We start from the raw sequence: 21,015 nt of genomic DNA on the forward strand, positions 1-21,015 counted from the left end.
ACCGTCGCTAGGCTCGAAGCGTGGGTAAAGGCCACGAACATCGTCATGGGCGCTCGAGGGGCTCGAGGGCTTTGCATCAGGCGCATCCCGAGCGTGGCCCCGCGCTCGTCGGCACCACGGTCGCGATTCTCTCGGCGCTTGCGTTCGGCTTGTCGACGCCGCTCGTCCAACGATTCGGTCGAGCTCGAGGGCCGTTCGCCATTGCGGCGCTCCTCTATACGGGTGCCTGCATCGTCGGTCTGGTGTCGCGCTCGCGCTCGGAGGCACGGGTTCGGGCGTCCAATGCCGGTCGCGTCGCACTCGTCGGAGCTCTCGGCGCGGGCATTGCGCCGGCGCTCCTTGCATGGGGCCTTCTCCACACGAGCGGCGTGAGCGCCTCCTTGATGTTGAACCTCGAGGCGGTCTTCACGGTCGCGCTCGCTCGCATTCTCTACGCCGAGCACGTCGGCCGGCGACTCGCGTTCGCCGTGACCCTTCTGGCGGCAGGCGGTGCGTTGCTCGTCGTTCAGGGCGGCGGCGATCAGGGGGCCGCTTCGACCATGGGGCTCCTGGCCGTTGCGGCGGCCTCTCTGGCGTGGGCGCTCGACAACGCGCTGGCGAAGCCGCTCTCGGCCATCGATCCCGCGTCGGTCGTGGCCGCGAAGAGTGCGGTTGGTGTGGCGCTTTCGGCTTCGCTCGCGTGGATCCTCGGCGAAGCGTGGCCTTCACCGAAGGACGCGGCCGTCCTCGTTGCGGTGGGGGCGACGGGCTACGGTCTTAGCCTTCGCCTGTACCTACGGGCGCAGCGCGCGCTCGGTGCGGGAAGGACGGCCTCGGTGTTCGCGTCCGCGCCGTTCTTCGGCGCAGCGCTCGCGTGGCTACTCGGTGAGCCCGCCACCTGGTCGGCTTGGTTGGGCGGCGCGCTCATGATCGTCGGCCTCGTGCTGCATTTGACCGAGCGCCACGCGCACGTTCACACCCACGAGCCCGTCGAGCACGAGCATGCGCATCGGCACGACGACGGGCATCACACCCACCGTCACGATCCGATGCCCGAAGGCGAGCATAACCACGTGCACCGCCACGATCTCGTGGTGCACGAGCATCCGCACATGCCGGATCTACACCACGGGCACGCTCACGAATCGTGACGTGCCCGTCGTGTTCGCCCTGTCAGTGGAGGTCGCCGGCGAGATACGCGAAGGCCGGCACGAGCACTTCTTCGGGAGACGAGCCGCCCTCTTCGATGCGACCGCGGCGGTCGATGGTGAACCCGTGGTCGCCGATGACGAGGAGCATCGTGCGCGGCGCGAGCGTCTCGACGTGACGTGCGAGACCATCGGCGACGTTCTCGGCGATGGCTTCGAGTGCAGCGACGGTGTGCTCGGAGCCGCCGCGCGGTCCGTGGTCGGGGAGGCTGGCGAGCATCGCCGGAACGATGTCGAGCTTGAAGAACTCCCGCGAGCCCACGCGAACACGGCGAACGTTTTCGGCGACGCGTCCGCGAAGTGATTCGCTGTTCTCGGGAGCTGCGGGCGCGCGCAGAGCGTCCATGCCGCGCGCGAGCGTCTCGAGCTGGCGGAACGTGGTCGTCGGCAGCGCGCTCCAGAGCAGCGTCTCGGAGGCGAGCGAGACGAGGTGACCGACGCGCTGAGCCAGGGCGTCACGCACGAGGCCGCCGAGATCGAAGCGCATCGAGTCGACGATGAGCACCTGCGTCGTGCGCGCGTTGTGGAGGCGCGCGAGCTTCGACGCGACGTCATACGCATCCATGACCAGTTTCGGACGCCGGCTCGACACGCCGAACGTCGCGAACGCATCCGTGTACGTACGCTCGAAGCTGCGGCGGAACTCGTCGTAGGCACGCATGGCGCGCGCATCGTCGAGACCCGCAGCGATGGTGTTCGCGAGCGGAACGTACGACTCGGCGAACAGACGTTCGAGCGCCGCGAGCGGCTGAGGTCCACGCGCCGCGCTGAGCGACATCGCCCACGAACGCCAGAAGTCGGAGGGGCCCGAGGCGGGAACGCCCACCGTCGATGCTCGCGCACGACGTCGCGCCGACTCCTGAGCAGGCTCGACGGTGGCGACGGGAACGTCGACCGCGACGGCCGCTTCCGCGAAGGGCTCCTCGAGGGATGCTGCGTCGGCATCCTCGTCGACCTCGATGGACACGATGTCGGCGTCTGCGAGGACGTGCTCGGAAATGTCCGCTTCCGTCGAGAGCAGCTCGTTCGCGATCACGGGCGTTTCGACCGTCTCGACGGGGGCCACCGGCGCATCCACGTTCGTCGGTACGAGCTCTGCGACGTCACTGAGGAACGACGAAGGCGGAGGCGTGATGCGCGGCGTCGAGAGCAAGACCTCGAGAGGAAGCGGCGCTGCGTACCCGCCGAGATTCACGTCGGTGTCGTCGAGCAACACCGCGAGAGGCGCCTGCCGCGACATCATCGTGAACAAGCGCAAGGTTGCGCTGTCCTCGGGCGTCAGCGACGGTACGGCGGCGTTGGCCAACGTTCCAAGGATGAGCGCAATGCCCGTCGCGCCGACGGTTCGCGCGCGGAAGAGCTGATCCGCAAGGAGCGCCTGCGCATCGTCGGGCATGGCCGACCACGCCGCGAGATACGGCGACGGCGCACCGCGCGCGGCAAGCTCTCGCTCGATGCGTTCTCCAACATGCTCCGCCAGACGCCCACGGAACGTTGTGGGAAGCGGTGGGACGTTCACGACCACCGCGCCCGCACCGAGGAGCTCCGCGGTACGCTGCATCTGCATTTCCGGGCTGACGAACGCGAGCTCGCCATCCATCACGTCGAGCCGCGGCGGAACCTCATCACCTTCTTCGAGGCACGAGCTTTCGTCCGAATCGATGTCGAGATCGGTGGTGAAGTCGGGCTTGGCGACGGTCGACGGGTACATGCTCGACATGTGCCAACATCCCGCCCGGATGGCCCACTTCTCAGCGAGGCGAGAATCGCGTGCGTCGCCCGTTGACCCGCCCGTTCCGTCTACCTAGGCTAGATACCGTTCCCTCTACGGGGTCCGTGCTTCGCGGCTTTCATGATCCCCTTATGTAATTGAACCAGGGAGGCAATCGGTCGCTCAGTGTGCACGCCGGGCCGTCTCTTCGGAGCTCCGGATAACTCGGAAGCCTAAAGCGCGATCAGCGCCGCCCACCTAGTCCTTATGGGCTAGGGGTTCATGCAACCCGCACACGACCCAGGTGGTAAGGAACGTCTGACGAGCCTCTCGTGCAAAAGGGCACGAGGGGCTCGTGCCTTTTGTCTTGTGCTCGCTCGGCTCGCTGCGCTCGCCTCGCTCGTCCCTCAGGCAGAAGGCGAAGGCTCGCACAGCGCTTCGCTGCGCCCGCATAGCGCTTCGCTGCGCTCGCATAGCGCTTCGCTGCGCTCGCATACGCCGTGACGCCTCGCGAGCGCTCGCTGAAGCTCCTCGTCGGCGCCGCAATTTTGGCGTTTGCGCGTTCGTGGTCGTCGTCGTCGCCGTGGACCAAGACGTGGACGACGAGGTGGACGTGGTCGACAAACTTAGACTTAGACGTGGTCGAAGACGTGGTCGTCGACGAAGCGGCATCGCGAGCGAGCCCCTTCTCCCCCCGCGAGAAAATTCCTGAGATTCCTACGCTAGCGCTTTCTTCGCCACTCAAACCAGAGGTGGGGCATCCTTTGGAAGCCGTGTCGATGCCCCCGCCCGACGTTGCCGACTTGCGGGTCGCCGACCTGCTCACGTTCCTCTCGGTCGTTCGGTCGTCGTCGCTAACGGCGGCGGCTCGCGAGCGCAGGGTGACTCCGTCGCAGGTGAGCAAGGCGATCACGCGACTCGAAAACCACTTCGGCCGGAAGCTTGTCGAACGAGGGAGCCGAGGTGTCCTGCTGAGCGAGGCGGGCAGGGTGCTCGCGCCCTCGCTCGAAGCGGTCGTGAGTCAGCTCGAAGCGGCCCGGACCGCACACGCGGACACGACCGAGATCATGCTCGGGGCGCCTTCGTATCTCCAGGCGGCGCTCATCCCCGTGATTGCGTCGGCGGCGCCGAACCTGCGGGTTCGATCGTTCGGCTTGCCGTCGCTCTTGCTCAGGGCACAGGCTCGCGAGGAGGGCTTTACCGTCCTCATCCTCCCCGGAGGGGACGAGCACATGCCGCCCACTTGGCTCACCGAGCCAGTCGGTGAGGTTCGCAAAGGGCTGTTCGCGTCACCGGCACTCGCGCGCAAGCTCGGCTACGACGGCAACCCGCTCGATCCCCAGCAGTTGCTCGATACGCCCTTCGTTTGCCCCGTTTTTCGCCAGAAAGGGCAGGGCATTCCGCTCGAGGACGACTGCCCGCTCCCGCGCCGCCGACGACTCGTTGGTCACGAGGTTCAGACCATCTTCGTCGCGCTCGAGATCGCCGTGCAGACCGATCAGCTCACCTTCGGTCCGCTCGTCTCGGCCGAGCGCCATCTGCGTTCCGGAGCACTCGTGGAGCTCGCCGTCCAAGGATGGGACGTACGCGAAAAGCTGAGCATCGCGTGCGACATCGATCAGATCCCCGCCCGCCTCCGGACGTCGCTCGTCCGAGCGCTCCGTGATGCGCTCTCGCCGTCGGCTTGAGAGGCGGCGCGTTGCTGAGCTCGCGCGTGGTCTGCCCGTGAACCTCCCACACGAACGGCAGGCGCGGCGCTACCCAATCGTCACGGTAGAGATTGTTTTCGGCGATATCCGAATCGCCCGTGGTCAACTACCCTGCGCGGCCTGATGACCGTGGTGTCGAAAGCAGAGGCGAAGGTAGGAATCATCATGGGCTCCACGTCCGACTGGGAGACCATGTCGAACGCGGCCTCGACGCTCGAGTCGCTCGGCGTCCCGTTCGAGGTTCAGGTCGTCTCGGCGCATCGCACGCCCGACCTCCTCTTCGATTACGCCTCGAAGGCCGAGGCGCGCGGGCTCGAGTGCATCATCGCTGGCGCGGGTGGTGCAGCGCATCTCCCCGGCATGTGTGCTTCGAAGACGCTTCTGCCCGTGCTCGGCGTGCCCGTGGAATCGAAGGTCCTCCGCGGTGTCGATTCGCTGCTCTCCATCGTACAGATGCCCGCAGGTGTGCCCGTCGCCACCTTCGCGATTGGTCGCGCCGGCGCCGTGAACGCCGCGCTCTTCGCCGCCCAGCTCCTCGCTCGCAAAGATCCTGCGGTGCGGGCGGCGCTCGGACGCCATCGCGACGAGCAGACCGCCAAGGTGCTCCGCCAGCCCGATCCGCGCCTCCCCGCGGCGCCCGAAGTGTCCGCGCCCGGTTCGCTCTCCACGCCGGCTTCGAGCCAGAGGCCGGGAGGCCAGTAACGTGACCATCGGCGTTCTCGGCGGGGGCCAGCTCGGGCGCATGATCGCGCTCGCGGGCTACAAGCTCGGTCAGCGCTTCGTGTTCCTCGATCCCGGTGCGGAGTCCACCGCGGGGCAGGTCGGCAATCTTCGCGTCGGCGCGTACGACAACGAGGAGCGCCTCTCGGAGCTCGCGCGCAAGAGCGACGTCGTCACCTACGAGTTCGAGAACGTTCCGGTCGGATCGGCGCGCTTCCTCAACGAGCTCGTCCCCGTTTTTCCGCCTCCGCGCGCGCTCGAAGTCAGCCAAGACCGCGTGACGGAGAAGGAGTTCTTCGAGCAGCTCGGCATCCCCACGCCTGGCTTTGCCGCTGTCTCGAGCCGTGAGGAGCTCGAACAGGCCGTCGCTCGGCTCGGGCTGCCTGCGGTGCTGAAGACGCGCCGCTTCGGTTACGACGGCAAGGGGCAGTGGGTGCTCCGCACCGAGGCCGACGTGGCCGCAGCGTGGGAAGCGCTCGGCGCCGCCTCGCTCATCATGGAGGCGTTCGTCCCGTTCCAACGTGAGCTGTCGATCTTGTCGGTTCGCTCACGGACCGGCGAAACGCGCTTCTGGCCGCTCGTCGAAAACGAGCATCGCGACGGCATCCTTCGCCTCTCGCTTCCCAAGAGCGATGCCTGGACGCCCGAGCTCCAGGCCAGCGCGGAGGCCTTCGCAGGCCGCGTCCTCGCGGAGCTCGATTACGTCGGCGTGCTCGCGATCGAGCTCTTCTACACGGGCGACAAGCTCATCGTGAATGAGATGGCTCCGCGCGTTCACAACTCGGGGCACTGGACGATCGAAGGTGCCGAGACCAGCCAGTTCGAGAATCACGTGCGCGCCATCCTCGGTCAGCCGCTCGGCTCGACGCGCATGGTCGGTTACTCGGGCATGATCAACGTCATCGGCAAGATGCCTCCGCGCGATGCGGTGCTCGCCGTCGAAGGCGCACATCTCCACGCGTACGGCAAAGACGCTGCGCCAGGCCGCAAGATCGGTCACGTCACGGTGCGCGCCGACACGCGTCGCGAGCTTTGCGACAAGCTCGAAGCGCTGCTGCCGATCGTCGATCCGACCTGAACGCGCAGTCGCGGATCGCGAATCAGGTCGTGACGCGCACGACCTCGTCGACGGTCGTGATGCCTTCCTTCACGCGCAGCATGCCTGCGCGGCGGAGCGAAGGAATGCCTCGCTTGCGGAGTTGCATGCGGTATTCGCGCGGGCTCGCTTTGTGCTTGATGAGCTCGCGCATGTCGTCGTCGACGATGACCGCCTCGAAGATGCCCGTGCGCCCCTTGTAGCCGGTACGCATGCACACCTGGCAGCCCTTGGGGCGAACGACCTTCGAGCCCTTCTCGAGAATGACCTCGTCGCCGTCGACGAGATCGTTTTCCAGCACGGCCGTCTCCTGACACGATTTGCACACCACGCGCACGAGGCGCTGCGCGAGGATGGCCGTGAGCGCGTTGGCCACGATCCACGGCTCGACACCGAGGTCCACGAGGCGCACGGCCGTCTCGACGGCGTCGGAGGTGTGGAGGGTCGAGAGCACGAGGTGACCGGTGAGCGAAGCTTGGAGCGCGATGCCGGCAGTCTCCGCGTCGCGGATCTCGCCGACCATGATGACGTCGGGGTCCTGGCGAAGAATCGCGCGGAGTCCGGTGGCGAAGGTGAAGCCTGCCTTCACGTTCGTCTGGCCCTGGGTGATCTGGGGAAGCTCGACCTCGATCGGGTCTTCGAGCGTCACCACGTTCGACGAGCGCGTGTCGATGAGGCGCAAGAAGGAATAGAGCGTCGACGTCTTGCCTGCGCCGGTGGGGCCGCTGGTGACCATGAACCCCTGCGGGCGCGACACCAGCTCGCGGACGATGGCTTGCATCGGTGCGTCGAGGCCGAGCTTCTCGAAGGCGATGAGCGATTGGCCCGACAGAATTCGGAGCACGAGCTTCTCACCCTGCGAGCTCGGAAATGACGACGCGCGAAGGTGCACGGTACTGCCCTCCGGCGCGAGGGAGAGCTGCCCGTCTTGCGGGAGGCGGCGCTCGGCGATGTCCATGCGCGCGAGAACCTTCACGCGCGAAACGACCTCGGGCGCGATCTCGAGCGGAACACTCTGCTGCTCCACCATCTCGCCGTCGACGCGGAAGCGAACGTTGAGTCGATCACGCTTCGGCTCGAGGTGGATGTCGCTCGCGTGAGCGCGAACGGCCCGTCGCAGAATCTCGTCGAGAACGATGACGGCGCCTTGCTCCAAGCCCTCGGTCATGAGCCGAGGTTATCCGAAGCGAGCGACGAACGCGCGTTGCATCACTTCCGCGGGCGTCTTGGCCTTTGCGAGCTCACGAGACCGATAGCCGGACGTGAAGCGCCGCACCTCGATGGTGTGATCGGTGAAGGTGAAACGCGCGCGCCAGTCTTTGATGGCGAGGATCGAATCGCCCTCGTCCGTGCGTTTGATTCGACGATACGGATGAGGTTCTGGGCCCAGGGCGAGCGCACTCTGCGTGCGGTTACGTAGATCGAACGCGTCGCGAAGGCCCTCGGGATCGGCGGCAACCTGCTCGGAAATCCACGCGAGCTGCGTTTCCGCGAGCTCCGAGAAGCGAACCTCCCACGTCACGATGGGATCGCTCTTCTTCTCTAGCCAACCCGCGCCGGCCTCGGGAAACGCGTCGGCGTAGGCGAGGTAAGGCTTCAGATCGAGCACCGGTGTTCCGTCGAGCAAGTCGACGTCGCGCACGTGGAGCGTTCGGCCCTCGATGCGATCGAGCCGCACGGCACTCAGACCGATCGGATTCGGCCGGTGAGGGGAGCGCGTCGCGAAAACGCCGCGCTTGCGATCGCTCCTCGGAGGAAGGACCTTCGCGCGAAAGCCGTCGCTCTCGGCGCGATCGAACCAGAAGAGGACCCAGATCCGTTCGAAGCCCTCGAGGTCTGCGAGGGCGTGCTCGAACTCGGGGAGGATCTCGATCGTGGCGCCGACGTCTTCGGCCACGGTCGCTTGACGCGGGGCCTGGATCTTCTCGACGAACGGGCTGCGAACGAACCCGATGGGCCGGACCGTGTATGAGCGAGGATCGGTCACGCTTCGCGCCGTGTCTTATCGGCGGCGCTGTGCACGGTCAAGGCGTCAGGGCGCTTGCGTCGCCGGCTTTCGCGGCGTGGTGCCGGACGCAGGCTTCGTGGCCGTGGGCGAGCCGCCCATGGGCCTGGCCGCGAAGAGACTGCCCGACGTGTCCTGCACGATCGACTCGATCGCTCTTTGCGCGCGAACGCTGTTGCCCGCCTTGTCGAGCGGCGGCGAGAAGGCGGCGATGGCGTACTTGCCCGGGACGACGGCGAGGATTCCGCCTCCAACGCCGCTCTTGGCTGGCACCCCGACGCGGTACACCCACGTGCCCGTAGTTTCGTAGAGACCGCCGGTCATCATCATCGCGAGCACGTGCGAAGCGGTATCCGGCGAGACGATGCGCTGGTGCGTGACCGGATTGGTACCGCCGTTGGCGAGCGTCGCGCCCATCATCGCGAGGTCACGCGCGGTGACCGAAACCGAACACTCGCGCGTGTAGATGTCGAGCGCTTCGCTAGGGTCCCCCTTGATGACCTCGTAGCTCTGGAGCAGGTAGGCGATGCCACGGTTGTGCGTGTTCGTGGCGGTCTCCGACTTGTAGACCTCCTCGTCCACGCTCAGCTGCCGCCCCGCGAAGGCGTCCATCGTCTTCTTGATCCGGTCCCAGCGCTCGGCGCCCGAGCGCGCCGGCACGAGGGCCACCGTCGTGATGGCGCCGGCGTTGACCAAGGGGTTGCCGGCCGGGTGCTCCTTGTTCATCTGGTTGAGCTCGACCGCGAGCACCGAGTTGAAGGGCTGGCCCGTCGCGTTGACGCCGATCGCCTTCTCGACGTCCGCTGCGCCCTTGTCTTCGATGAGTCGCGAGAGCGCGAAGACCTTGGAAATCGACTCGATCGCGAAGGGGGCATTCGTGTCACCGGTTTCCACGACTTCACCGTTCGCGAGGACCACGGCGATGCCGAACAGCTTCGAGTCGACCTTGGCGAGCGCAGGGATGTAGTCGGCGTTCTTGCCTTCCGTAACGCTCTCGTACTTCGTGCGCGCCGCTTCGAGCATGCGCTGGATCTCCGCCTGCGAGGGCATCGCGACCGAGCCTTGCGCCATCGCCGGCGGGCTCACCGCGGTGGGCATCGTGGGAGGCGAAATGGTCGTTGGCTGCGCTGCCTGGACGCGCGCGGCCGTCGACTCGCCGATGCCTGGCGTCGTCGGCTCCTGCGCCGTGTTGTGACACGCCGCCGAGAACGTCGCGGAAGCGATCACGGATGCCAGGGCGAAGCGCGATACGAAACGAGCCTTCATGATGCCTCCCGATGGTCCCTTGGCCTTGTTCGTCACGTTCGAGCGCCTCTGCAATGAGGAAACGGATGCGCTCGGTCTCAAGGCGCGGCGTCCGCAGCCTCACTCTCGGCCGGCGCGGACTCGGAGGCCGTGGTCGACGTGGTCGTCGCGACCGGTAATGGCGGGGGAGCTTCCGCGGCTGACATCGTCGCGGTCGGCGGTGCTGGGGATGGCTTGGGCGGTTCGGGCGCGGGCTTCGACGTCGTCGTGATCGAGTGCAGCGAGGGCAACTCGGCCTCGTCGTCGCTCACGCTCGGAAGCGGTAGGATCTTCGTCACCGATCGCGCACGCTCTGCTTCTGCGGCCGGTGAGTCGTCTTCCTCTTGTTGCGGGGCATGCAACGTCGCCGTCGGCGGTGCGGTGAGAGTGACTTCGCTCGTCTCGTGGACGGTTTCGCCGCTGGTCAGCGTAACTGGCGCGGGCTCGTGGCGCGGTGCCGTGCCCGTCCAATGCGGAAGGTGATCGGTCGCCCACAAGAGAACGGTGCTCCCGAGTACGGTACCGACCGTGGCGAGTGACACGGCCGCGAACGTGGTCGTGCGTGATGGCACGGCCATGAGCGGAACCTGCGACGCGCGCTCCTTGTGCTCGAACCAGGAGTCCTCGAGCGACTCGCCGCGCGGAGCGTTCGACGGCCCGCGCTGCGGAAGCGGAGCTTGTGGCGGCCGCTGTGGCGCCTCGACCTTCAAGAGGCCCGCGCGCGCGAACAAGAACGCCACGTTTCGGGCTGACGGATGACCCGAGGGCGCGAAGGGGGCGAGTGCCTCGGCGAACTCGGCCACGTCGCGAAACGGTGGTTCGTTTCCGGTCGCGAGTGCCCGTGCCACCGTGCATGCCACCTCGCATGGCAGTGTCGGCGCTCCTTCGGCCTCCTCACTATCGACCTGTCCGGTGGCCAGGACTCGGAGCAGGACTCCGAGCGCCACGAGATCCTTCGCCGGGTCTTCGGCCGTCGCCTGCGACGTCTTTCCCGCGCTCATCCACTCGACTTTGACGACAGGCTCCCCGCGTTCGCTTCGCGCAAGGTAGACGTTGTCCGGGCGAAGATCGCCGTGCGCCATGTCGAGCGCGTGTGCTTCGGCAATGGCCTCGCATGCCTCGAGTGTCCAGGCTACGGCCTGCGCCAGCGGAAGCGGCCCACGCGTGCGGATCTCGGTCGCCAGCGACGAGATGGTCGGCTCTCGAACCGCGAACGGCATACCGTTGGGAAGAAGGCCGACGTCGAAGACGCGCAAGACGTGCTCGCCGTCGAGTCGCTGGCTCACCGTCGCGTCGTGCACGAAGCGCACTCGCTGCTTCGGATCGGTCAGTCGCGAGGCAACGACGAACGACAGGAGCTTGCCGTCGCCACGGCGCCGCGCGGGGTAGACGACTCCTGTGCTGGTCCGTGCGGCGCCTGCCTCGAGCTGGTAGCGCTCGTCGAGCACTTCACCGATGTCGGGCACGGCCGCTCCGTACCCGTCCGTGTTGTTCGACTCCGGGTCGCGGCTCGACGTCATGGTCGTCGCGCAGCAACACGCGTACCGCTCACCGTTTCCTATGGTCGCGCTGTTGGAGGCGTTTGGGCGTGGCGCGTGCGCCGTCTCACGCTCGACCTGTGGCGGTTTCGATGCGTTCCAGCGTGCGGGCTGCGTTAGCGTCGTCGATGACGTGCGGCGAAAGGACCGAAGCGGCTTCCTCTTTTCTCGTTCGGGCGCGCGGATGGCGTCAGTGCTCGCCGCCGTCACGTGTCTCGTCGTCGCCCTTTTCTCCTCGCCGGCCTGCGCGCATGCGGTCGGCATTTCCCGCGGCGAATACGCTGCGCGCGAAGGCGGGCTCTTCGCGAAGCTGGTCTTTGCGCGCGCCGAGATCGCAGCGCTCGTTCCTTCACTCGATGCCAATCATGACGGGCACGTGACCGCGCAAGAGGTCCAACTGGCCCGCCCCGACCTCTTGCGGGACTTGCTGGCGCGCATCCTCGTCACGTCGCGTGACGACGCGTGTGCACCGACGCTGCTCGACTCCGGACTGGTCGAGGAAGACGGCCTCTCGGTGAGCGCGCTGTTCGCTTGCGCCGCGCAAGACGCCCCCATCGCTATCGACGTTCGTGCGCTCGGTGCGCTCGCGCCGGGCCATCGTCACGTCGCGCGCATTCTCGGCTCGACGTCGGGCGAAGTGATGCTCTCGAGCGAACAGCCGTCGTTCATGGTGGAGCCGTTCGCCAAGGAGCCGTCGGCCTCGACGACACCGGCTCCTCCATCCGAGAGCCCACCGCGTGGATCGCTGCTCTTCTTCCGGATGGGGATCGAGCACATCCTCACCGGCTGGGATCATCTCGTCTTCCTCCTCGGCCTCGTGCTGCTGCGCGCGCGAGCACGCTCGCTCGCCGCCGTGGTGACCGCGTTCACGGTCGGTCACTCCGTGACGCTCGCCCTCGCGGTCACCGGCCTCGTCGTCCCGAGCGCACGCCTCGTCGAGCCGGCGATTGCGCTGTCGATCGCGTATGTCGGCGTCGACAACTTCGTGAGCAAGGATGGAGGCAAGCGTTGGCGCATCACCCTGCCATTCGGGCTCGTTCATGGCTTCGGATTCGCCGGCGCGCTCCGCGCCCTCGAGCTGCCGCGGACCGAGCTCGCCTCGGCGCTGGTCTCGTTCAATCTGGGCGTCGAAGCTGGTCAGCTCGCGATCTTGCTCTTGCTCGTTCCTTCGCTCGAGCGTCTTCGCCGTCAGCCGTGGTTCGAGCCGCGCATCCCACGTGCGGTGTCGGCCGCGATCGTGGTTGCAGGCATCGCGTGGTTCGTGGCGCGCGTGACAGGCTGATCGCAGGTCCTTCGTTCAGGGCCAAATCAGGGCGCCACGTTCAGGGACAACGACCTTTGCGCATTTCGGTCACGTACCACTGCGCTCCGCGTTTGAAGCAAACGCTCACTTCGTAGCCGTCTTGAAGGTGATGGAAGCGGAAGTCTTCGAGCTGGCCCTTGGCAGGGGAGGCGTCGAGCTTGCCCACGCACTCGAAGCCGGTCAGCGTGTGCCCGCGGTTGCTCTCCCATCCGTCGCGGCGCGCCTTGAGCTCGGCGAGCTTGCACGCCGTCCCTTGGTCGAGTGTTGCAGCGTTCGACGACGTCGCGACTTGCTTCTCGAGCATCGCGACGGTCTGGTCGTTCGTCTTCTGATCTTGGCCGTCCGAGATGAGCGCCCAGGTGATGCCGCTCAGTGACGCGACGATGGCAACGATGTTGAGAGCGAGGCCCACCGTGGCGTTCGTCGGCGCCGGTACCTGGAGCGACGCGGCGAGCGATCGCGAACGAATCGCCTGAACGAGCCCCGCGATCGAAAGTGGCGCACAACACAACACGAAGCTGAGGGCGCCGAACAAGACCGACTGCTTCGCCGTGGCGGTCATCCGGGCGGTTGCCGCCATGCTCTGCTGGTACTGCGCGGCGGCCGTCCACTGGGCACGAGCCTGCGCACGAGCCTGCGCACGAGCCTGCGCCTCCTGCTCTTGTTTCGCGTGCGCCGCGGCGGCCGCAGGCGTCGGCGCTTGGCAGTAAGGGCACGCGATTGCCGAAGGGGCGAGCAGGGCCCCGCACTGTTGGCATTTCATGTCGCCCGATCATCCTACTGCGGCGATCACTTGCACGGACCGTGAATTTCGGGCCTGCCCGCGCGCCTCCGCGCTTCGACATTTCGACACGTCGCGTAGGGGCGCGGTACGTCTTTTAGGCAATCGTTCGAAATCCAACGCGCGCGCCAGCTGGCCACGTTGACAGCGGCCCGTACGAGGCGTCCTCTCTTGGACATGCCGTCTCCTTCTTCGCTCGGGGGGCTCGCCGTCGTCGTATCTTTTGGGCTCGCGTCCTTCGGAAGCGTGCTCGCCCTCGGCTGCGCGGAGAACACGCCGGAGGCTCGGATGCCCGAGGCGGCGCATGGAGAATCCGAGCTCGAGGAGCCGATTGGCATTTCGACGACCCGCCCCGTGCGAAGTGCGCCACCCGAGTTCGACGATGCGGATCCGAGTGCGGTGCGTCTGTTCTTCGACGTCCTCGCGCCGTTCGGCACGTGGAGCGAAGATCCTCGTTTCGGTCTCGTGTGGGCGCCGTCGCACGAATCGATCGGTGAGACGTTCGTGCCGTACGCGACGCACGGACGCTGGACCCATCGCGCGCTCGCCGTGGCGATCTCTCCAAGTGAGCCCGACGCCCGCGTCGACGTGAACGACTACGTATGGGTCAGCGAATTGCCCTGGGGATGGGTCACGTTCCACTACGGTCGATGGACGTACGCCGATCATGGGTGGGCCTGGATCCCGGGACGGCGCTACGCCGGTGCGTGGGTCGACTGGCGAAGCCCGACCGGACGAGAGGGGCGCCAGGGGGTCGTTGGCTGGGGCCCCACGCCTCCGTCGCATCTCTGGCAGGTGATTCCGGGGCCGCGCTCCTCACGGGCTCCAGCCGGAACCGTCGAAGTGCGTGATGCGCAGCTCGCCGCCGTTCCGTTCGCGGCGTTCGCAACGCCCTATGCGTACGTCCAAGCGCGCGATCTGTTCGCAGCCGATCTCGGGGCGAGGCTTCTCTACGGCAATGCCGCCTTGGCAGTGGCTCACACGACGCAGCCGACGGCGCCTCCGTCCCCTGCGTTCCTTGGCTTCCGCCCCGACGAGGTTCCAGCGGTTCCCGTGATGGACCGCGGTCTCCAGCAGGCGTGGATGCTCGCAACGCCCGCATCGGCGACGGCGGTTGGCGCGGGGCCGGAGCTTTCGGCTCCGCGGCGTCTCCGAAGCTTCGTGGCGAGCTCGCCTCGTTTCACCGCCGCCAGCGCGATGCGATGAGCGTGGAGTGTCGAGTTCCTCGACACGTGCGGCGTTGACATTCTGACGCGCGAGGTGGCCGGTGGGCCACCGCCTGTCAGCTTGGCCAACACCGGGAATGCACGGACGGCTCGGATTGTCGGCAAATCATGCATGCGCGTCGCGTGGCACGGACCTCGCAATGAGGTTCGTCGCGACCGGGGAATTCCCGGACGGGAGAAGCCACACGAAGCAAAGCAGGTCGAACGATGGAACGGGCAATCTGGCTAGCATGGCGAATCTTCTGGGTAGGGTTGGGCGCTTCGGGCGTTCTCGTCGCCCAAGCCGTCGCCGCGCCTAGCGAGCCGCCTGTCGACAATCGGGCACCTGTCGTCGTTCCTGCTCCCGAGCGTCCTTCGCCTGCCGTTCGAGCTCGGCCGCGCGCCGTCAAAGGCGGCGAACCGGAGCTCACGCGCAACGCGACGTTCGAGCGCGATCGCCCTCTCGGCTGAGGCCGATCGTTTCACGCGAGATTAAATCGGCGCAAGGAACGGCGCGATCGCGCGCGGGCCAGTCGTATTCGCTGCCACGATCACGCGTGACGCATTGAACCGGAGTGGACGGAGTCCAGGTAGGTCCAAGAGGACTGGGCGAAGGCCGAGCCGCATTGAAGGATCCTCGAGTCGTCGCGGTCCAACGGTACGCTCACACCATGTTGCGCCCGATGACTCTTGGCTTCCTGGCCACGTTGACGCTCGCGCTCCTCGGCGCTGCCTGCGGGCATTCTGCGCCTCCGATTCGCTCGTCGTCCGACGTAAAGGCACCCGTCGCTACCCCGAAGGAGAAAGCTTCGGTGTCCGGCGAAGCGGCGATCGACGCTGCGCTTCAGGATGCGTGGAAGCGCGCGGGGATCACGCCTGCTGCGCGTGCCGATGATGCGACGTTCCTGCGTCGGGCCTACGTGGACATCGTCGGCAGCATTCCTCCGCCCGACGTCACGACGGCCTTCCTCGCGAGCGACGACTCCGCCAAGCGCAGGAAGCTCGTGGAGACGCTCCTCGCGTCGCCGGCGTACGCCGAGCATTGGATGAATTACTGGGACGACGTCCTCATGGGACGCGAGTCGCGCGGCCAGAACGTCGACCGCGTCGCCTTCCGCTATTGGCTGCGCGCTCGCTTCGAGGCGAACTCACCTTGGGATCGCATCGTGCGGGACCTCGTGTCGGCGACGGGACAAAACAGCACGGGAGGACAGCGTGTTCGGCTGGCGAAAGCGATCGGCATGCAAGTCCCGCTCGGCTCGGCGGTGCCGGCGAAAGACGATCCCGACGCGGTCGACCTCGACGCGATCAACGGCGCCGTGAACTGGACGCTCCGCTTCGATCAATCGCCGCAAGACCTCGCCGGCAACGCATCACGCATCTTCCTCGGCGTGCAGATCCAGTGCGCGCAGTGCCACGATCACAAGACCGAGAAGTGGACGCAGAACGACTTCCGTCGCTTCTCGTCGGCGTTCCTCCACGCGCGCTCGACGCCGCTCGACAAGGGCAACACCATGGGAAACGTCAAACGCGTCAAGCTCGACGACTTCCCGAAGCTGCCGCCTCGTCTCGCGAAGAACCCCGAGCTCACGCCCATCGCCACCGCGCATCCGACGGCGCTCGACGGAACGGATCTCGAGAAAGGCCCCGGCACACGTAAGGCGCTCGCCGACTGGATGACGTCGCCCAAGAATCCGTGGTTTGCCAAGGCGATCGTCAATCGCGTGTGGGGGCACATGCTGGGGCGCGGTTTCTACGATCCGGTCGACGACATGCGCGCGTCGAACGAGCCGGTGCTCGTCGATCTGCTCGATCGCATGGCCGCCGACTTCGTGGCGCACGACTTCGACCTGAAATACCTGATTCGCACCATCGCAGGGACCGAGGCCTATCAGCTCTCGGCCAAAGCCCCCGCCGCGACCGGCGACGCGAAGCCCGATCCGGAGAACAAGCTCTGGTCACACTTCCACCTGGCTCCGCTCGGTCCCGAGGAGCTCTTGAACGCGCTTTTGCGGGCGACGAATCTCGAAGCTGCCGCCGACAAGGCAGGCATCAAGGACATGGACCAACTCCGCGCGCAGCTCGTGCGGCAGTACGCGTTTCTCTTCGACGTCGACGAGACGGACGACACACCGGACTTCTCCGGAACGGTGACGCAGACCCTCTCGCTCCTGAACGGGGCGCTCGTGGGGCAGGGATCGCGCGCCATCCCCGGCAGCGCCCTCTCCGACGTGCTCGCGAAACCGGGCACGGACGAGGAGAAGATCGACGAGCTCGCGCTTCGCGTGTTCGGTCGCAAGGCGACCACGGAAGAGCGCGCCAAGTGGGTCATGTACGTGCAGACCTCTGGACGGGCCGCGGCGACCATCCCGAAGCCAAAGCGAACACCGGGGGGCAAAGGTGCAGGCGCGCTCGGACGTCTCGGCAGCAAGGCCAAGGGCGGCGATCCGCGACGTGAAGCCTACGAAGATCTCTTCTGGGCCTGGCTGAACTCGAGCGAGTTTGTCTTCAACCACTGAGGCACGCGGAGACCCCATGCTCACCCGTCGACAGATTCTTCGTGCGTCCCTCGCGGGCGGTTTCGGTCTCTCCGTCTCTCGTGCGCTCGAACGGCTCGCGTTTGCCGCGCCGTCGCCCGAGGCGAAGACGAGGAGCATCATCCTCTTGTGGATGAACGGTGGCCCGAGTCACCTCGACACCTGGGATCCCAAGCAGGGGAAGGTCGCCGGCGACGCCAAGTCCATCAAGACGAACGTGCCTGGCATCTCCATCAGCGAGCACATGCCGAACCTCGCACGCGCTGCGAACAAGCTCGCGATCGTGCGCGGGATGACCAGCAAGGAAGGTAACCACCAGCGCGCGCAGTACTTGCTGCGTACCGGCTACGCGCCCACGCCCACGGTACCGCACCCCACGCTGGCCGCCTGGGCGAGCAAGCGACTCGGTGAGCCGAGCACTGGACTCCCGGCCTCCGTGAGTCTCGGTGGCCCGAGCCTCGGGGCCGGCTTCTTCGGCGTGCAATACGGTCCATTCGTCGTCCAAGGCCCGGGACAACTGCCGGACAACGTCGCATACGGTCCCGCGGTCGATGCGTCGCGGTTCGACGCCCGCAAGGCGCTCCTCGCAGACATGGAGACGTCGTTCTCCGCGAGCACGGGCGACGCAAAGGTGGAGGGACGGCGTGCGGTTTACGCCAAGGCCGATCGATTGATGCATGCGAGTGCGCTCAGGACGTTCGATGTCTCCGAAGAGCCGGAAGCCGTGCGAGCGGCCTTCGGAGATACGGCGTTCGGTCGAGGATGTCTGACGGCGGTGAGGCTGGTCGGCGCCGGCGTCCGCTTCGTCGAGGTCGCGCTGGACGGTTGGGACACCCACCAGGACAACTTCGGACGCACCAAGAAGTTGATGGGCACGCTCGATCCCGCCATGAGCGCGCTGCTCGCCGAGCTCGAGCGCCGCTCGCTCGCCTCGAACACCGTCGTCGCGTGGATGGGTGACTTCGGGCGGACGCCCAAGATCAACGGCAACGACGGCCGGGACCACCATCCTGCGGCGTGGAGCGCCGTTCTCGCGGGCGGGGGGATCCGCGGAGGCATCACGCACGGCGAGACGGACGCCGACGGAGAGAAGGTGGTGAAAGACGCGGTGAGCGTCCCGAACCTCCTGGCGACAATCGCCACGGCCGTCGGGCTCGACCCGGGTGACACGGCGCAGTCACCCGCCGGTCGCCCGATCAGCCTCACCGACCACGGCGTTCCGGTGAAAGCCCTGCTCGCCTGACGCTCGCGCTCGAGCGCCTACGCAGTTCGATGTCGCATGGCGTGCGGCCGGTTTTCGTGTGTGTCATTGCCGAGCTTCGTGGAATGCCGCACTGCACCAATCGACACGGCCGAGTAGCCCTTTCCGTCGCCGTGAACTTCGCGGTAGAACGCCCGGGCAATGACCATCACAGGTGCATCCAGCGTCTCCGGCGTATCGAGCGTTTCGGGATTGCCGGCAGAGGCCAAATCCGGTGGGGCGGCTCAACAGCTCGCGCCCGAGGTCGCGCTGAAAGTCCACGAGCTGATGCTCAAGGCGCGCGTCCTCGAAGAGCGCCTCATCACGATGTACAAGCAGGGCGACGGCTACTTCTGGATCGGTGGTCCGGGAGAAGAAGCGTTCAACGTTCCGCTCGGCTTGCTCGTCGACAAGGGACAGGGCGTCGATCACGACTATCTCCACCTCCATTACCGCTCGAGCGGCACGCTGCTCGCGATGGGGGCGGACCCGGTCGACTCGCTTCGCCAGATGAAGAACACGGCGAGCGATCCGTACTCGCGCGGCCGCAACTTCGCGGGCCACTACTCGTGGCGCAAGTGGAACGTCGCGCCGGTCAGCTCGCCGATCGAGGTCCAGTACTCGATCGCCATCGGCACCGGGTACGCGCAGCGCCAGGCGAAGGGCGTCACGATCGTGCAGGGCGGCGACGCCGGTACGGCCGAAGGTGACTTCGCGACGTGCCTCGTGTGGTCGTCGCGCAAGGGCGCCGAGCTCCCGATGCTCATCATCGTGACCAACAACAAGTACGGCATCTCCACGCCGTACGACGGTCAGCACGGCGAGACTCGCATCTCCGACCGCGGCAAGGCCTTCGGCATGGAGACCGCCACGATCGACGGCAACGATCCCGAGGTTGCGTGGGCGGCCATCAAGAAGGGCCTCGACTACGTGCGCACCGAGCGCAAGCCGTACCTCCTCGAGGCGATGGTCTCGCGTCTCCACGGCCACTCGTCGGCCTCCGGCGCGAACTACGTGAAGGAAGAAGTCGATTGCGTCGCGAAGTTCGAGCAGAAGCTCGAAGAGCGAAAGCTCCTCACGCGCGCACAGATGGACGAGATGCGTGCTCGTTTCACGCAGGAGTTGCTCGAGGCGAGCAAGCGGGTTCGCGAAGAGCCGCAGCCCAAGCCCGAGACGATCTGGGATTACGTGTTCGCCGACAAGAACTACGTCGCAGGAGAGAAGTAGACCGATGGCTACTATGGTTCAGGCCATCCGCATGGCGCTCCACGTTGGTGAAGAGCGCCTCGGTGTCACCGACATTTTCGGCGAAGACGTGGGCCCGCCCCTCGGCGGCGTCTTCACCGCGACGCAAGGACTGAAGACGACGTGGAACTCGCCGCTCGACGAGCGCGGCGTCATCGGCATGGCCATCGGTCTCGCGCTCGCGGGCCGCAAGCCGGTCGCCGAGATCCAGTTCTGCGACTACGCCTTCAACACCGTCGACTTGCTCAAGATCGCCGGCAACACCTACTGGTCGAGCGGCGGTGACTGGAATGTCCCGCTCGTCATGATGACGCCGGTGGGCGCGGGCATCCGCGGCAGCATCTATCACTCGCACTCGTTCGACGCGCAGGCCACCCGCATCCCGGGCTGGAAGATCGTGATGCCGTCGAACCCGCGCGATGCCTATGGCCTGCTCCTCAGCGCCATCGTCGATCCCAACCCGGTCATGTTCCTCAAGCCGAAGGCGCTCCTTCGCGCGAAGGGCCGTCCGGGCGAGGAAATCCCGGGCGAGCCGGGCGACGACAAGGTGCTCTCCAAGATGATCGACGCCCCGCTCGGCGATCGTTCGAAGTGGAAGCCCGAGTGGCCGAACCTCGAAGAGCTCTTCATCCCGATCGGCAAGGCGCGCACCGCGCGTTCGGGCAAGGACGTCACCGTGCTCACGTACGGGCGCAACGTTCCGATGGCCGTCGCCGCGGCCGACGAGCTCGCGAAGGAGGGCATCGAGGCGGAAGTCATCGACCTCCGTTCGCTGCATCCCTACGACTGGACGGCCATCAAGGAGAGCGTCCAGAAGACCCACCGCGTCCTCTGCGTGAACGAGGACACGGAGATCACGAACTTCGGCGAACACCTCATTCGTCGCCTTACGGAGGAGCTCTTCTACGAGCTCTACGCGCCGCCGAAGCTCCTCGCTGGTGCGCACATTCCGGGTATCGGCCTCGCCGACGCGCTCGAGCACGCCAGCGTTCCCCAGAAGGACGGCATCAAGGCCGCCATCGCGACGCTCGCGCGTCACGAGCCCTGACCGAGAATTGAGCGAAACCTTCGAGGGCGGTTGTCACTGTCGGCGCGTGCGCTTCCGCGTGCGAGCCGAGGTGCTGACCGCCCTCGATTGCAATTGCAGCATTTGTCGAAGGAAGGGGTTCCTGCACCTCATCGTGCAGAAAGACGCCTTCGAGCTCCTCGCCGGCGAGGAGGACCTCACGACGTACACGTTCAATACGGGCGTCGCGAAGCACACGTTCTGCCGGATTTGCGGGATCCAGCCTTTCTATACACCGCGCTCCCACCCCGATCAGGTCGATGTGAACGTGCGATGCCTCGACAGCCGCGCAGCCGACCGATTCCGCGTGGTCCCCTTCGATGGGGAGAACTGGGAAGCCAACGTCGAGACCATCCGCTGAAGGCTCCGTCCGCCGCGACGTAGACTG

The 21,015-nt window shown here is 66.6% G+C and carries 18 protein-coding genes and 1 other RNA gene; 13 read left to right on the top strand and 6 right to left on the bottom strand.

From position 1 onward, the window contains the following. Positions 1 to 20: 20 nt before the first annotated feature. Positions 21 to 1,130 (top strand): DMT family transporter, encoded by a 1,110-nt coding sequence (locus AKJ09_RS34255; protein WP_205633885.1) that lies wholly within the window; start codon positions 21 to 23, stop codon positions 1,128 to 1,130. A gap of 22 nt (positions 1,131 to 1,152) precedes the next feature. Here AKJ09_RS34255 and AKJ09_RS34260 read toward each other — a convergent pair whose 3' ends face one another. Further along, positions 1,153 to 2,907, bottom strand: a complete 1,755-nt coding sequence (locus tag AKJ09_RS34260; RefSeq protein WP_146652061.1) for a hypothetical protein — start codon at positions 2,905 to 2,907, stop codon at positions 1,153 to 1,155. A gap of 99 nt (positions 2,908 to 3,006) precedes the next feature. Here AKJ09_RS34260 and ssrS point away from each other — a divergent pair. The 4 genes from ssrS (at position 3,007) to AKJ09_RS34275 (ending at position 6,405) form a co-directional block, all read left to right on the top strand. Further along, positions 3,007 to 3,213, top strand: a non-coding RNA gene (gene ssrS, locus AKJ09_RS56555) — 6S RNA. Between the two features lie 464 nt (positions 3,214 to 3,677). Next, positions 3,678 to 4,586: a LysR family transcriptional regulator gene (locus AKJ09_RS34265; RefSeq protein WP_205633886.1), complete on the top strand. Its 909-nt coding sequence runs from the start codon at positions 3,678 to 3,680 to the stop codon at positions 4,584 to 4,586. 144 nt (positions 4,587 to 4,730) lie between these two features. Further along, positions 4,731 to 5,309 carry a 5-(carboxyamino)imidazole ribonucleotide mutase gene (purE, locus tag AKJ09_RS34270; protein WP_146652063.1) on the top strand — a complete coding sequence of 193 codons (579 nt, stop codon included), beginning with the start codon at positions 4,731 to 4,733 and terminating at the stop codon, positions 5,307 to 5,309. 1 nt (position 5,310) lies between these two features. Continuing rightward, positions 5,311 to 6,405 carry a 5-(carboxyamino)imidazole ribonucleotide synthase gene (locus AKJ09_RS34275; protein WP_146652064.1) on the top strand — a complete coding sequence of 365 codons (1,095 nt, stop codon included), beginning with the start codon at positions 5,311 to 5,313 and terminating at the stop codon, positions 6,403 to 6,405. 22 nt (positions 6,406 to 6,427) lie between these two features. Here the strand turns inward: AKJ09_RS34275 and AKJ09_RS34280 are convergent, their stop codons facing one another. The 4 genes from AKJ09_RS34280 to AKJ09_RS53505 are packed head-to-tail and all read right to left on the bottom strand — an operon-like array spanning position 6,428 to position 11,232. Continuing rightward, positions 6,428 to 7,591, bottom strand: a complete 1,164-nt coding sequence (locus tag AKJ09_RS34280; RefSeq protein WP_146652065.1) for a GspE/PulE family protein — start codon at positions 7,589 to 7,591, stop codon at positions 6,428 to 6,430. A 9-nt stretch (positions 7,592 to 7,600) separates the two neighbouring features. Then, complete coding sequence (tsaA, locus tag AKJ09_RS54455; protein WP_146652066.1) at positions 7,601 to 8,410, bottom strand: tRNA (N6-threonylcarbamoyladenosine(37)-N6)-methyltransferase TrmO; 810 nt, start codon at positions 8,408 to 8,410, stop codon at positions 7,601 to 7,603. Between the two features lie 45 nt (positions 8,411 to 8,455). Beyond that, the gene (glsA, locus tag AKJ09_RS34290) at positions 8,456 to 9,730 is read right to left on the bottom strand and encodes a glutaminase A (protein WP_240488683.1); all 1,275 of its coding nucleotides are present in this window, start codon (positions 9,728 to 9,730) and stop codon (positions 8,456 to 8,458) included. A 41-nt stretch (positions 9,731 to 9,771) separates the two neighbouring features. Beyond that, positions 9,772 to 11,232: a serine/threonine-protein kinase gene (locus tag AKJ09_RS53505; protein ID WP_169928100.1), complete on the bottom strand. Its 1,461-nt coding sequence runs from the start codon at positions 11,230 to 11,232 to the stop codon at positions 9,772 to 9,774. Between the two features lie 202 nt (positions 11,233 to 11,434). On the opposite strand from AKJ09_RS53505, the gene AKJ09_RS34300 reads away from it, so the two are divergent. After that, positions 11,435 to 12,532 carry a HupE/UreJ family protein gene (locus tag AKJ09_RS34300; RefSeq protein ID WP_169928101.1) on the top strand — a complete coding sequence of 366 codons (1,098 nt, stop codon included), beginning with the start codon at positions 11,435 to 11,437 and terminating at the stop codon, positions 12,530 to 12,532. A gap of 40 nt (positions 12,533 to 12,572) precedes the next feature. Here AKJ09_RS34300 and AKJ09_RS34305 read toward each other — a convergent pair whose 3' ends face one another. Next, a complete protein-coding gene (locus tag AKJ09_RS34305; protein WP_146652068.1) occupies positions 12,573 to 13,316 on the bottom strand; it encodes a hypothetical protein in 744 nt (247 codons plus the stop codon). Positions 13,317 to 13,511: 195 nt separating this feature from the next. Here AKJ09_RS34305 and AKJ09_RS34310 point away from each other — a divergent pair, with 195 nt between their 5' ends. The 7 genes from AKJ09_RS34310 (at position 13,512) to AKJ09_RS34340 (ending at position 20,988) form a co-directional block, all read left to right on the top strand. Continuing rightward, positions 13,512 to 14,540 carry a DUF6600 domain-containing protein gene (locus AKJ09_RS34310; RefSeq protein ID WP_146652069.1) on the top strand — a complete coding sequence of 343 codons (1,029 nt, stop codon included), beginning with the start codon at positions 13,512 to 13,514 and terminating at the stop codon, positions 14,538 to 14,540. Positions 14,541 to 14,767: 227 nt separating this feature from the next. Continuing rightward, positions 14,768 to 15,010 carry a hypothetical protein gene (locus tag AKJ09_RS34315; protein ID WP_146652070.1) on the top strand — a complete coding sequence of 81 codons (243 nt, stop codon included), beginning with the start codon at positions 14,768 to 14,770 and terminating at the stop codon, positions 15,008 to 15,010. Between the two features lie 200 nt (positions 15,011 to 15,210). Continuing rightward, positions 15,211 to 17,058: a DUF1549 and DUF1553 domain-containing protein gene (locus tag AKJ09_RS34320; protein WP_146652071.1), complete on the top strand. Its 1,848-nt coding sequence runs from the start codon at positions 15,211 to 15,213 to the stop codon at positions 17,056 to 17,058. A 16-nt stretch (positions 17,059 to 17,074) separates the two neighbouring features. Next, a complete protein-coding gene (locus AKJ09_RS34325) occupies positions 17,075 to 18,319 on the top strand; it encodes a DUF1501 domain-containing protein (protein ID WP_146652072.1) in 1,245 nt (414 codons plus the stop codon). A 285-nt stretch (positions 18,320 to 18,604) separates the two neighbouring features. Next, entirely contained in the window at positions 18,605 to 19,543 is a 939-nt protein-coding gene (locus tag AKJ09_RS34330) for a thiamine pyrophosphate-dependent dehydrogenase E1 component subunit alpha (RefSeq protein ID WP_420814288.1), read from the top strand. A gap of 4 nt (positions 19,544 to 19,547) precedes the next feature. Then, entirely contained in the window at positions 19,548 to 20,609 is a 1,062-nt protein-coding gene (locus AKJ09_RS34335) for an alpha-ketoacid dehydrogenase subunit beta (RefSeq protein ID WP_146652074.1), read from the top strand. 7 nt (positions 20,610 to 20,616) lie between these two features. Beyond that, complete coding sequence (locus tag AKJ09_RS34340; protein ID WP_146652075.1) at positions 20,617 to 20,988, top strand: GFA family protein; 372 nt, start codon at positions 20,617 to 20,619, stop codon at positions 20,986 to 20,988. The last annotated feature ends 27 nt before the right edge of the window (positions 20,989 to 21,015 follow it).

Source organism: Labilithrix luteola, from assembly GCF_001263205.1.
Lineage (GTDB): Bacteria > Myxococcota_A > Polyangia > Polyangiales > Polyangiaceae > Labilithrix > Labilithrix luteola.